The 12,827-nt window shown below is 30.1% G+C and carries 13 protein-coding genes; 1 reads left to right on the top strand and 12 read right to left on the bottom strand.

What is annotated here, in order from left to right:
* Nucleotides 1–116: 116 nt before the first annotated feature.
* Nucleotides 117–683 (top strand): hypothetical protein, encoded by a 567-nt coding sequence (locus Q0921_RS09665; RefSeq protein WP_299256226.1) that lies wholly within the window; start codon nt 117–119, stop codon nt 681–683.
* Nucleotides 684–856: 173 nt separating this feature from the next.
* Here Q0921_RS09665 and Q0921_RS09660 read toward each other — a convergent pair whose 3' ends face one another.
* The 12 genes from Q0921_RS09660 to Q0921_RS09605 form a co-directional block, all read right to left on the bottom strand.
* A complete protein-coding gene (locus tag Q0921_RS09660; protein ID WP_299256224.1) occupies nt 857–3,607 on the bottom strand; it encodes a M56 family metallopeptidase in 2,751 nt (916 codons plus the stop codon).
* A complete protein-coding gene (locus Q0921_RS09655; RefSeq protein WP_118456867.1) occupies nt 3,607–3,966 on the bottom strand; it encodes a BlaI/MecI/CopY family transcriptional regulator in 360 nt (119 codons plus the stop codon). The genes Q0921_RS09660 and Q0921_RS09655 overlap by 1 nt, the downstream gene beginning before the upstream one ends.
* A 152-nt stretch (nt 3,967–4,118) precedes the next feature.
* The gene (locus Q0921_RS09650) at nt 4,119–5,054 is read right to left on the bottom strand and encodes a threonine/serine dehydratase (RefSeq protein ID WP_299256222.1); all 936 of its coding nucleotides are present in this window, start codon (nt 5,052–5,054) and stop codon (nt 4,119–4,121) included.
* 31 nt (nt 5,055–5,085) lie between these two features.
* Entirely contained in the window at nt 5,086–5,727 is a 642-nt protein-coding gene (locus Q0921_RS09645) for a fused MFS/spermidine synthase (RefSeq protein ID WP_299256219.1), read from the bottom strand.
* 104 nt (nt 5,728–5,831) lie between these two features.
* A complete protein-coding gene (locus tag Q0921_RS09640; RefSeq protein ID WP_299256217.1) occupies nt 5,832–6,230 on the bottom strand; it encodes a heme-binding protein in 399 nt (132 codons plus the stop codon).
* Nucleotides 6,231–6,402: 172 nt separating this feature from the next.
* Nucleotides 6,403–6,945 (bottom strand): DUF4287 domain-containing protein, encoded by a 543-nt coding sequence (locus Q0921_RS09635; protein ID WP_299256216.1) that lies wholly within the window; start codon nt 6,943–6,945, stop codon nt 6,403–6,405.
* 3 nt (nt 6,946–6,948) lie between these two features.
* A complete protein-coding gene (locus tag Q0921_RS09630; RefSeq protein ID WP_299256214.1) occupies nt 6,949–7,536 on the bottom strand; it encodes an SRPBCC domain-containing protein in 588 nt (195 codons plus the stop codon).
* Between the two features lie 57 nt (nt 7,537–7,593).
* A complete protein-coding gene (locus Q0921_RS09625; protein WP_299256212.1) occupies nt 7,594–8,424 on the bottom strand; it encodes an AraC family transcriptional regulator in 831 nt (276 codons plus the stop codon).
* Nucleotides 8,425–9,359: 935 nt separating this feature from the next.
* The gene (locus Q0921_RS09620) at nt 9,360–10,358 is read right to left on the bottom strand and encodes a glycoside hydrolase family 11 protein (protein WP_299256210.1); all 999 of its coding nucleotides are present in this window, start codon (nt 10,356–10,358) and stop codon (nt 9,360–9,362) included.
* Nucleotides 10,359–10,621: 263 nt separating this feature from the next.
* Nucleotides 10,622–11,098: a DinB family protein gene (locus Q0921_RS09615; RefSeq protein WP_299256207.1), complete on the bottom strand. Its 477-nt coding sequence runs from the start codon at nt 11,096–11,098 to the stop codon at nt 10,622–10,624.
* Nucleotides 11,085–11,261, bottom strand: a complete 177-nt coding sequence (locus tag Q0921_RS09610; RefSeq protein ID WP_299256205.1) for a hypothetical protein — start codon at nt 11,259–11,261, stop codon at nt 11,085–11,087. Before Q0921_RS09610 ends, Q0921_RS09615 begins: the two co-directional genes overlap by 14 nt.
* Before the next feature lie 336 nt (nt 11,262–11,597).
* Nucleotides 11,598–12,812, bottom strand: coding sequence for a carboxypeptidase-like regulatory domain-containing protein (locus Q0921_RS09605; protein ID WP_299256203.1), 1,215 nt, complete (start codon nt 12,810–12,812; stop codon nt 11,598–11,600).
* Nucleotides 12,813–12,827: the final 15 nt, after the last annotated feature.

The following is a 12,827-nucleotide window of genomic DNA, read 5'->3' as shown; positions in this document are numbered from 1 at the left end:
GGATTACATATACATAAATAATAAAAAGAAAATAACGCTGTATATCAAATCATAATAACTTCTAGCTACTTTATATATAAGCCATAGTAACGAAACCAACATAATACTATAATATAATGAAACTGATTAAAAATTATTTATTTCTGATTTGTATACTATTCTCATTACTGGGATATGCACAAAAAATAGTAATTGAATTTGAATCAAATGGTAGAACTAAAAAAGGAACAGAACTTAATCCATTCGTAAAATTTATTGGCCAATGGACACTTAAAAATGACAATTGGACTCATAATTGGGGAAATGGAACTACAACTATAAAAATCCCAAAGCATCATACAGTATCACAAGATATCAATACTTCTAATAGTTTATTATCAATTGTAGATGGACCAGAACCTAATGGTCATATATTTTGGTCTTATAATCCAAATACAAAAGTGGTTGATCATTTATCCAGTTTTGGCACTATTAGAGCAGGAAAAGGAAAAGGAACCATAAATGAAAAAGGAGATGTCCAATTAAAGCTTTCGTTTGAAGGAGAACCAAAAGGAACTTATAGAATTTATAATTATAAATGGATAAATAAGGATGAATATCATATGAAATCTGTTCAATTTTCGGAAGAAAACATTCCGACAGGGCTGTTTTATGAAGGAGTTTTTAGACGTATAAAAAAGTAGCGTTATATAGAACTATTTGTATAATAAATAGTAAGAATAGCTTATATAAAATGAGGAATATAAAAACTTTGTAAATATTGGAATATTAGAAAAGACCGCTAATCATAGTTGATTAGCAGTCTTTTTAATGATTGATGAATGGTATTAGGTGTTGGCTAGATTGTCATAAAAATTTAAAAATGAATTTTTATTCGAATGGCCTGATCCAATGAAACGTCTTTATCCTGATCTTTCAATGATTTTACGAATTCTGGGGTCACACCGTGAATCTTTAAACTCTGTGCTTGATCTGCTGTGATATTAGTATATCCTAAATCTTCAAATGTCTTTACAAATTCTGGAGTCACATTGTGTATTTTAAAAGACATAATATCGTCTAATGCAATATTACCAAACTTGGTTTTTTTAAATTCTTTAATATACTCTGGAGATACATTATGAATCTTTAGAGACATCAGGTCATCTATATCCAGATTGTTATATCCAATTTTAATATACTCTGCAGCAGCATCTGGCGATACATTATGGATTTTTAATGACATTGCTTCTTCTAGAGAGATGTTTTTATAACCAGCTTTCTTAAAAGTATTAATAAACTCTGGAGTTACATTGTGAATTTTCAATCCTACAACTTTATCTAAAGGGATGTTTTTATATCCTGCATCGTTATACCTTTTGATAAAATCAGGTGTTACGTTATGTATTTTAAGAGAAATAATGTCATCTACGGATGAATTTTCATAACCAAGTGCTTTGAATTGTTTTATAAAATCATCTGGTGTTTGTTTCACATCTTGATATGCTTTACCAGAACTACTGGTAGAACTGGATTGGCCATTGCTCTTAGCAATTTTTACTTGCTCAGGAGAAATATTATGTATTTTTAATTTAATTGCTTCTTTTAAGGAAATATTGTTCTGCCCAGATTTTTTATATGACTGTATGAGATTAGCTGTGACATTATGGATTTTTAGATCTTTCGCTTCTTTTAAAGAAATATTGGGATATCCGATCTTTTTAAAACTACTAATAAACGTAGGCGTGATATTATGGATTTTTAAGTTTTCAGCTTCTTTTAATGTAATGTTTTTATACCCAGCATCTTTATAAGATTGGACATATTGAGGTGTCACATTATGAATTTTAAGATTCTGTGCTTCTTTTGCAGAGATATTAGTATATCCTTCTTTCTTGAAGTCTGTAATAAAGTCAGGAGATACATTATGGATTTTCAATTTCATATAATCATTTAATGACATCTTTTTATATCCATTGTCGTTATATGATTTAATGAATTCTGGAGAGAGGTTATGAATTTTCGCTTTAGTGATTTCCTTTAATGTTGCCTTTTCACCATTCACCTTATTGATAAATTTTATGTAAGCTACATCTACATCAAATAAATTTAATTTACTTACTTCCTTCATCGTATAGTTAGCGTACCCAAGTGCTGAAAGCTCTTTTCTATACAATTTCAATTTTTCTAGAGGAAGTCCTTTGTGGATAATATCTTCGAAATCGTCCTGACTTAAGGAAAGATTTTCTTCCTTTAGATACGCTAAATATGTAGTATCAAAATCTGTAAGAAAACAATGAACTAGTTCTTCATTATCTACAGTGAACCCTTGTTTAGATAACGCACTGCTGAAACTGGTATTTGGAGTGAAAGTATATCTTCCGTCTCCGATTCCATTTTCGAATTCACCCACATATACCATAGTACCGGCATCTCTTATTATTTCTATTTTTTGTTTATCACCAGAAGGAAAACCGGCAAAGAAAGATGGATCATAACACCGTGTTGTTGACCAAAAGCTACGTTTAAGAGGTTCTGCATTTCTGTACATAATACATAGTTTTCCTCCGCCAACTTCTGCATCCCAAACACCTTTAGTAAAATCATTTTTAAATTTTGACTCTTTAAAATGTTCATCCGTTGGAGTTTCTAATTCATTTGAAAAAACTTCATCAATTTCAGCGATTGATGGATTAATACTAACCGGATTAAATGATAATACGGTTACAGCCAGTAATGGAATAATGATTAGGTATTTCCATCCTGATTTTGCAGTCGATTTTTTAGAATTCATCATAATTATTCGTTTTTTGAGAAATGATTGATTGTAACTTGTTGCCAAGCCTGTTGGCATATCTGGGGTTGATACTTTTAGTAAATTCATTTGATAAACTTCTTTATCCTCACCTTTGATAAGCATACCGCTATCTGTGAGATATTCTAGGTTATTATCAATAGCTTTTCGATAGAACCATGCAAAAGGGTTAAACCATTGTACGGTCACTAATAATTCCACTAACAACATATCTAAGCTATGTTTGCCAGCAATATGCATTTGTTCGTGTTTCAAGATTTGTAAATAAGTATCGGGATTATATTGATTTGGGTTGATAAATATTCTGTTCCAGAAAGAGTAGGGGGCATGATTGGTGTCTGTTTCCACTATTTTGTACGTATCCACTTTTATACTAGGGTATTGTATCATTCTATATAATAATACAGCTAATTGAATTAGAAAATTAACACCAAAAGCCATAACCCCTAAAATATAGATATATATAATAATAGATTTCCAATCTAAGGAAATAATAGTAGGAGCAATGGTATTTGCAATGTTTTCAGAAGTTGCAGGAGACCCATTTTCTGATGGATTATATTGAATTTCATTTTTTGTAACTGGAGTTTCCGCTACTTGAGTAGTTTGATTTTCAATTTCAGCTTTCTGAAAAATAGTAGTTCTGAAGGAAATGTTTTCTGGAACTGATACAAAAGGTAATGAGAACGACACAACTATTAAACCAAGTAAAACCCATCTATTTAGTTGGTGAAATGTTTCTTTAGAAAGGAATAATCGATAGATAAGATACGATAAACCTATAAGTGCTGCACTGTAGATGATATAAGCCATTACTTATTGTTTTTAATGAGTTTAATAATTTCTTCTAATTCTTCGGTGTTTATTTTTTCTTCTTTGGCAAAGAATTTAACCAAAGCTAGCGGTGAGTTATCAAAATAATTATTGACTACTTCTCCTAAAACATCTTTTTGATATTCATTTTTAGAAATCAAAGGATAGTACTGAAAACTATTACCAAATGCTTTATGACTAATAAATCCTTTTTCTTCTAAAATTTTCACAATAGTGGCAGTGGTATTATAGTGGGGTTTAGGATCTGGTAGTTCTTCAATAATTTCTTTTATAAAAGCTTTCTCCAGTTTCCATAAACTCTGCATGATCTGTTCTTCTCTTTTAGCTAACTTTTGCATGATCTTGAAATTTGATATAGCAAACGTACTACTAATTAATTAGTTTTACAACTAATTGGTTAGTAGTTAAACTAATTAGTTAGTAGTTTTGGATTGTAAGTATCTGTTTTAAAGGTGCTTTGGAAGGTTGTTAAAAATGTGCTAAAGCGTTTTTAAAAAGGTAAGTTACTTAAATCTACATTTCCACCTGATAGAATAATTCCTACTTTTTTGTTTTGAAAACGCTCTTTTTCTCTAAGCAAAGCAGCTAAAGGAACTGCGCAAGAAGGTTCTATTATAATTTTCATACGTTCCCAAATTAAACGCATAGCATTTATAATTTCTTCTTCATCTACACGAATAATTTCTGAAACATATTGTTGTATAATTGGAAAAGTAAGATCGCCTAAAGGCATCTTAAGCCCATCTGCAGAAGTGTTAGTTGTTTGGTTAACTTCTAAAGCGCCGCTTTGTAATGCTCGATAGGCATCATCAACTTCAAAAGGTTCACCTCCAATTACGGTACAGTTCTTTCCAAAAAAATGGGCTGCTAATGAAGTTCCTGCGATCAGTCCACCACCGCCAACAGGAGTAAAAATATAGGCTAAATCTGGATGATCTTCTAGTAATTCTAATGCTGCAGTACCTTGTCCTAATATAACATTATGATCATTATATGGATGTAAAAATGTAGCTCCTTTTTCTTTTTGAATTCTATTGGCAGTTTCCTCTCGATCTTTATGAGTAGGAGGACATTCTATGATTTCTCCTCCATAATCTTTAACTGCATCCTTTTTTACTTGTGGAGCATTAGATGGCATTACAATATAGGCTTTAACACCTAAAATTTGAGCCGATAGAGATAGTGCTTGTGCAAAATTACCGGAAGAATGAGTAACAACACCTTTTGATTTTTGTTCATCTGATAATTGAAGAATAGCATGAGTAGCACCTCGCATCTTAAAAGCTCCCATTCTCTGAAAGTTTTCGCACTTAAAGTAAAGATCTGCGCCAGATATTTGATTGAGAAGTCTCGATGTTAATACGGGAGTTCTATGGATATGCGATGCTATAGTTTGTGCAGTATCAGTAAGACTTTTTGCGTTCATGATGGAAGAAATAAATATCCAAACGAAGATACTATTTTTTCCTACCTATAAGAAGCGTATTCGTTCCGTAAACATTGTCGTGGAATTGAAATTCAATTTCTTTAGAATATCTATGTATTATTGATTTTGTATCGGTGTCATCTTTTAACTGAATTCCAGCGTTAAAAATTATATTTCCCTTTGGTTTTAACTGTTTTGTTAGGGAATCCCAGAATTCAATTGTATAGAATTTATCTGGTACTTTTAAATCAATAAAAATATCAATAATGATAAGACTAAAGGAGTTTTTATAATCATTTATAAAATGATAAGCATCCTCAGATATGATAGATAAACTATTATTTTGAATAATGTCAAATTCTTCTCCAGCTAATTTGATAATAACTGGATCTATTTCTACGGCTGTTATATGTCCGCTATGATTATACTTATTTTTTAACGTCTCTATAACACTTCCTCCTCCCATTCCTAACAAAAGGATATTTGCTTTACTATCAAAATATATCTTAGATAGCCCATAATCTAGAATTCGTTGTAATGAACCGTAAGAGTAATTAGCAGTTTCACTATCCAAAACTTTTTTACCATTCATCCAGGTTATTTTCAAGGTTCCATTGACTTTGGATTGAATTTTTCTGGAAACTGGCGGCATATAACTAACGATTTTTTTCATATACTAGTATTGAAGATAGTTAGTAGCGATATTAAGATTATAATAAAACGTGTAGATTATCGATATTCAATTTTTGATAACCCACACGCTACTTTTTTAAATTATTATAACGCGTTTGCACCAGCTTCTGCTACAGCATGATCATTTTCTACGCTACTACCACTTACTCCAATTGCACCAATAATCTCATCGTTTTCGTTCTTGATAGGAACTCCTCCAGGAAACGTTATTAATCCTCCGTTAGAATGTTCGATATTGTATAAAGAACCTCCAGGTTGAGACAATTCTCCGATAACACCTGTATTCATATCAAAGAAACGAGCAGTCTTTGCTTTCTTTAATGAAATATCTAAGGATCCCAACCAAGCGCCATCCATGCGTGCGAAAGCAACTAAGTTCGCTCCAGCATCAACAACAGAAATATTCATTTTAGTATTTAATGCAATTGATTTTTCTTTTGCAGCGATAATTATTTTTTCTGCTTGATCTAATGTAATGTTCATTTAAATTTTATTTTATGAGTATTCTAATTTGGCAACAATATCTTCATAAAACGGTACCGAAAATATGAATTACCTCATAAATAAAATATAAAGTTTTGTTTATGATTGTATATTGTGAAGTAATATAATGGAAGACAGTTGTTTATACTAAATTATATTAGATGCTTAATTATTATTCGGACTTTTTATAAGCTTCTTTTAGCCATTCTGTAAGTTCTGAATCTATTTGATCAATAGATGTTAATTGAACTCTATGTGTACACATGGTTCCAAAAGGACCGGAATCTAATAATCGATCAGTTGTGGATGCGTCTTTTAATTTTAACCCAAGATCGATTCTTGTTTTAGTTGCTGGTTTAATAAGTGCAAACTGTTTTTTTCTTATAATACTTACACTAGTTTTTTTAGGAGTATTTATGACATCAGCACCAAAAGAATTAACTACAGTTAATAGTTTTTGATAGATTGGTAATAAACTTTCTTTTCCTTTATACTGATTCGTAACTAAGTCATCCAAAGTTTCGTTTGATTTTTTAGATAGTGCAATAATTGTATTAGCAAAACCGTGTGTAACTCCATGTTCATCCTTTAAAAATTTCATGGCTTCTCCATGTTTTGAAAAAGATTTTTCTTTTAGAATTTTTTTCCATTCGTCTAATGATTTACCTGTTTTTTTAGGCATATTACTAATCATGGTTTGTAGTGCTATGTCCATACTTTAATAGTTAATTGATCGTTTCCCAGTTTCTAAATATGTGATAAGGTTCAAATATGATTTTTCATTACCGCTAATAAAAAATTTCATTAATGATACGTATTTTGGATTGTTCTTATATCCAACTCCATAAGAAGTTACCTTGGTTTTTTTAGTTGTGATAGTCTCAAAAGATATAATATTATAAAGATCTTTTTCATCTTTTTTCATGAAATTTGGGAAATTAGGAGTAAGTTCTGCTTGTAGGGTGATCATTTTTTTTGGCACATAATTTATCACATTAAGATGTATTGTCGTGCTATCCCCAATCTTTCCGTGCTTATTATAATTGGTTTTTATTTTTCCATTGATTTTGAAATCAACTTCCGCTATTGCTACTGCCCAATTTTCCCAGCCTTTTTTTGTTGTATATGCATTCCAAACAGAATCTAATGACACATTAATTATAAATTCTTGTATGAGTACAAGTTCCTTTTTATTGGTAGAATCAATGGTAGAAGTAACTCTTTCTTCTGTTTGCAACTTTTGATCTTGTGAATAAAGGAATAGGAAAGGAAAAATAATAAGCATGGTAAGAAAAGATGTTTTCATTTCAATATGAATTTAGTGCGAAGTAAGAAAAACAAAAAATACTATGATAGTAAAAAATTAACCTTCTCTATCCAAAGGGAAAAAGTTAGGTTCATCTTTGTTGAATTCTTGCTTGATAAATTCCTGAGGATTAAAACCCGAAAAATGATTAAACTCTTTGATGAAATGAGATTGATCGGCATATCCGCATTGATAAGCGATTTGGGACCATGATATACTTTCTTTTTGTTTAATTTGTTTGAGTATTTCATTGAATCGTAAGATTCTTTGATAATATTTGGGAGTCACACCTATGTATTTTTTGAATTGATCTATAAGGTGTTTTTGGGTATATGGATAGTTCTTGGTGGCTTCATTAAAATTAGTTATGGGTTCTGTTTCCAGCTTTTTTACTACAGAAAGCAATTCGTTAGATGGTGCTTTGGATTCATTAAATCTATTAGTTAACCATTTTTCTGCTACACTGAATTTATCTAGAGAAGTCTCTTTTTTTAAAAGGTTTTCTCTTAGTAGTGTGAGTTCTTCTCCAAAAACTTCTTCATGAGATAAAACTTTATTACTCACGTCTGCAGCGGGAAAATGAAAGAAAGGATATGTTCCAAAAGGCTTAAATTGAATTACAAACATCTCGGATTCTGGATGGGCAGAAATGGATATGTAATTTTTGTGTATTCCAGATATCCAGGCTTTTGTAAATGTTTTTTTAGGTTTTAGAGTAGTATTATCAAATGTATTTCTTGGTATGTCATCTAATTCGAATATAATAAACACGTGCCCTGTTGGTATTACACGCTCTATAGAATGATCTGGTATAAAATTTTTAAAATGAAATATAGATTCAATGTATTCGCTAATTGGAGAGTTCAATTGATGAGTTTCGAATATCATATATATAAGTGTATGTTAATAAAAACTTTGTTAACGCTTTATTTAAAGAAAAACGTTATAGATTAACCCGATACCAATCATTTCTTTATTTACATCTGCCTAAATTTGATAGGTTTTATTTTTATGTCTGGCATATGCTGTAGGAACAGAATTAGGTGATTTCTAATTTCCTTTTCTCACAAATTATAGTGCTTAGGGACTATTATTAATACTATTTATCAGTTTCTTGAGTCTGTAATTTCTTTATAAGTTTTAAATCGTCTTTCATTTAGTCATTGGCTTCTTCAAATTTAAAAAAATATAGTTTAAACTTCTCTAAATAAATTAAACTGATGTATATCAATATGAACCGAACGTTTAATAATAAAAAAACATATTGTTATTACATCTATAATTACATCAGTATATGATTTTTCTATGTTAGTAACAATTCTTAAAAGAGATAAGCTTTTTAGAGTACATATTCGTACAAACAATACTTTTGCAGAAAATACTAACTTCTTCATTAGAAATAGCATAGGAACGAATTTTTCACTTCTATTCTTACGGATCACGTTATTGATACAATTGCTGTTGTTAATACTTTAAAAAAGGTCGCAAGAAAAAGTAGAATTAATAACGTTAGGTGGTATTATGATAAAAGGTAAAAAAAAGAATGGTAAAATCTAGTTCGATATTAAAACGGTCATTATTGACAAATTATAAAAATTGTTGCAATGACTTTAAATAGAGTGATTTATATTATTGATAATGTTTTAATACATAAGTAATTATTATCATATTGTTTTATAAAGTGTCGTAAACTTTGGTACGCCTATTTTTTTTATAATAGATTCAAAATTTAATTGGTACAAACTCTAAAACAATAGCACCTTCATATTGGTTTACTATGAAGGTGCTACAAGCTATAAAAATTAGTTGGCAAATAATATTAATTAATAAGCGATTAACTTTGATGTAAAGCTTTTCGAATCAACACGGACATTTATAAAATAAATACCGCTTTTTAGGTTTGAAATATGTATGGATTCATTATGGGCATTTTTCTGTTGATAAACCATTTTTCCAAAAGAATCGTATACCTGAATTTCAGAATTTAATCCAGATTTTTTTAGTTGAATGATAGCATTGTCTGTATTAGATGGATTCGGGTAAACAGTAAAGTAATCCTGAGTATCTAATTCATCAATACTTAAAGTTGTGTTGTCTACGATAACATCTAACTCAGTAAATTCAAAATTACCACTACTTTGATATCCCTCTACTACTATAGATACTTCATGTAGCTTTCCAAGATCCATTCCTAGAGATTCCCATTTGTCAAAGTGAGCAGAAATATCAATAGAACCACTAGAGCGTTCATCTTGTCTGATACTAAAATACTGCTGAAATGTTCTATTTCCGACTATAGATGGTTTATTTACTCTTGTGTTTTCATATATTTCATAGGTACTCCCATCTACAGTAAAAGTATCTATAAGGGATGCTCCAGCGGCCATAGAGGGTATCCAATTACGCCAGTCTTCTATAATGTAATATTCTACCAAAGGTTCAACAGTCCACCCATATACAGATAAATAAGAGTTTCCAGAAGAACTAGATGGATGATAATTACAATTGTAGGTCGAAGAAAATTTACCGTATTCTTGATGTTCTTTAGTCTGATCATATCCTAAACCTCTACGAGATAAATAGTTTTGGATACCACTCCAATTCCCACTAAATAATGCCCCATTTCCCAAGGTCATACAAGCAGTCCCCTGCGAATTTTCATTCCATAATTCATATCGAAAACCATCTTGTGTTCCTGCTTTTTGGTCGGCTCCGGTTTCGATACAAAATTCTTGAGCACTTAACATCTGAAAACTTAAAAAAAATGCAGCGTAATAGAATAGAGTACGAGATTTTGTTAAAGAAATAATAGTTCTTTTCATAAGTATTTTTCTTGAGGCTTTTGTGTATCGCAAATTTATCAAATACAACGTTCAAATTACCGGTTGTTTAAAGATTTTCACGAAAACTAAAATCCATTTTTCGTACTGTTTTTCGAAAAAATAATTACAAAGCAAACACTAGGTCAAAATGTATTACTATATAAGTTGTATTATTTATTTTTGGATGTCTTAGTTTATTTTATCAAGTTTATAAGAGTGTATGCATAATTCGTATTACCAGTTTTAAGTAACATCAAAGTATGCTACTCGTTATTTTCTGTTATCAGTTTTTTTATAAGTGAAATCTGGCCAAGATGGTAATAACTGTGTTCAATGAAACCTTCAATATTTCGTAAGTAGGTCCCATACTTTTGGTCTATAAATATTTCATCTAATTTTTGATCATCCATTTTTTCTATTTGAAGAATAAATTCTTCAGCATTGGTTAAGAATTCGCTGATAAGGTTTTTCCAATCAGTTTCAGATGTAACAGGCGGCATATCAAAACTAAACTTATCTTTAATTTCAAGTTTCCCTCCGATAAAAACATTTAGAATCCCACCAAGGTAGTAATTGATATGATATGTAAGTATTGCAATGGTATTTAAGGTTTCGATTTTTTGATTAGCCTGTTGCCAAGTCATACTTTCTATTTGTTGTTTATAGTTGGTGTTTGCAATCCAAGTACCATTCAATAAAACTTCTCTTAATCGGTTAGCAATAAGTTCACTTTTTGTCATTATTAACTGGATTTAGTTTTAGAGCACTTAAAATACAATAAATCTGGATTTCTGCTAAATCTTTGTCGTAATGCGTACTTTTATTTACTAAAGATTCATTATTTTTATTTAACAAATCTTTTAATGTTTTTAGTTGCTTCTTGCTAATAGTCTCTCCAACCATATTCCTCCGTTATGCAATAGAATATAAAACTCGTATAATTATCGATTATTGAAGACTTTTGTTTATTGAACTGTAGTTTATAAGTTTTGAATTGTGTTTAATTAGTAGTAATATTCAGTATTAGAAGTGTAGGGAAGGTGATGAGCTATACATTTCAGATTGGAACTAAGCCAAATATAAATATTTTGCTTTTATCTAATGAACGTCAAATTTTGTATTTAGTGAATTTTAGAAAAGGTAAAGACGTTAAGATCAAATCCAAAAACCCTATCTTTTCTTATACCTAATTTCCATTTGTTATTTTCGTCTAAGTGGGTGTTTTACTATTAGTTTACGTTAATTTTTCCTATTTCTAAGTTCGATTATGATTTTACTTTCTTTTGATGTTTCTGCTGGGATATTGTATGAATTCCAGAAATCAACATTAAATTCTTTTGCTTGATTTTCAATACTCGAACCAATATCCATATTTTTATTAAATGGATAATTTTCTAAATCTTCAGTTATTATTTTATTAATAAATAACTCTTTTTTAGGATACTTTGTGAAAAGTATTTTGTTTGATTCTAAACCTCTAAAAATTCTCCAATTATCTTCTTCTTTCTGATATTTCAGATACATTTTACCATCATATTCTTGATATTCCAAAACTAAATTGTAATATACCTGAAGAGCGCCATTTGTAAATCTTCTTGCCCAAGACTTATTTTTTATAGCCTCTCTTGTTAGTTCTATTTTTACAAAAGCAAAAGTTTCTGTGTCTATAAATAGGGTAGAATTTTGAAATGGTTTGTCGATACCATTTATTTTATAAACCAGTCCATTACCGTATGGTAATACACTTTCTAGTTTATATTTCCATCCGTTTTTTCCTTTTATTGGGCCGTAATCAAATCGAATTAAGTCGTCTTCAACTAAATCTATAATCGAGTTTTTTCGCTCCGAATTTTTATTCCAAGGGTGTTTATCACCTAAATAATTTGTTTTTACTTCTAATAATTCTACCATAGGCTCTCTTTTTGTTTTGTAGCCTTGATATAAAAGTTTTGTAGCACATTCTAGGTACTCAACATACCTATCGTCTTCTTTTTGAAGATCTCTTACATAACCTTCTAAAATATAAGGTTGGTTAGGATAGTTATTTTCAATTTCTTTATATGCCTTTCTTACTATTTCTTTAGCTGTAAGTTTTTTTTTCTTAGTTGCAGTTATGACAACTTCTTCAAGATCGGTGGTTTTAGCCGAAAGTGATATTTTTTGATTTTCACTAAAATTCTTTACTTTTTTTGATACCGATGAATAACCTATTATTGAAATTATCACGATACTTTCTTCTTTTCCTGGTGGTAAGTGGAAAATAAAAAATCCATTATCGTTTGTTATTGTTCCTATGGATTCTGATTTAATGTATACCGAAGCGAATGGTATTGGCTCGGAGGTTTCTAGGTCTAAAATCTGACCTGAAATTGAGAATGTACTATTTTGGGAAAAGCTAGTAAAAGAGGCTAACAATAAAATAATTGCGGTGTATGTTTTTAAAAATCTGTTCATAATCTTTAGACGATT

This window comes from uncultured Aquimarina sp. (assembly GCF_947496855.1).
GTDB lineage: Bacteria > Bacteroidota > Bacteroidia > Flavobacteriales > Flavobacteriaceae > Aquimarina.
Note: the sequence above shows the minus strand (reverse complement) of the source record. Positions and strands in the feature narration are given on the sequence as shown.

Coding starts and splice junctions, on each gene's coding strand:
- Q0921_RS09665 (WP_299256226.1), top strand. CDS start 117: ATGAAACTGATTAAAAATTATTTATTTCTGATTTGTATACTATTCTCA.
- Q0921_RS09660 (WP_299256224.1), bottom strand. CDS start 3,607: ATGGCTTATATCATCTACAGTGCAGCACTTATAGGTTTATCGTATCTT.
- Q0921_RS09655 (WP_118456867.1), bottom strand. CDS start 3,966: ATGCAAAAGTTAGCTAAAAGAGAAGAACAGATCATGCAGAGTTTATGG.
- Q0921_RS09650 (WP_299256222.1), bottom strand. CDS start 5,054: ATGAACGCAAAAAGTCTTACTGATACTGCACAAACTATAGCATCGCAT.
- Q0921_RS09645 (WP_299256219.1), bottom strand. CDS start 5,727: ATGAAAAAAATCGTTAGTTATATGCCGCCAGTTTCCAGAAAAATTCAA.
- Q0921_RS09640 (WP_299256217.1), bottom strand. CDS start 6,230: ATGAACATTACATTAGATCAAGCAGAAAAAATAATTATCGCTGCAAAA.
- Q0921_RS09635 (WP_299256216.1), bottom strand. CDS start 6,945: ATGGACATAGCACTACAAACCATGATTAGTAATATGCCTAAAAAAACA.
- Q0921_RS09630 (WP_299256214.1), bottom strand. CDS start 7,536: ATGAAAACATCTTTTCTTACCATGCTTATTATTTTTCCTTTCCTATTC.
- Q0921_RS09625 (WP_299256212.1), bottom strand. CDS start 8,424: ATGATATTCGAAACTCATCAATTGAACTCTCCAATTAGCGAATACATT.
- Q0921_RS09620 (WP_299256210.1), bottom strand. CDS start 10,358: ATGAAAAGAACTATTATTTCTTTAACAAAATCTCGTACTCTATTCTAT.
- Q0921_RS09615 (WP_299256207.1), bottom strand. CDS start 11,098: ATGACAAAAAGTGAACTTATTGCTAACCGATTAAGAGAAGTTTTATTG.
- Q0921_RS09610 (WP_299256205.1), bottom strand. CDS start 11,261: ATGGTTGGAGAGACTATTAGCAAGAAGCAACTAAAAACATTAAAAGAT.
- Q0921_RS09605 (WP_299256203.1), bottom strand. CDS start 12,812: ATGAACAGATTTTTAAAAACATACACCGCAATTATTTTATTGTTAGCC.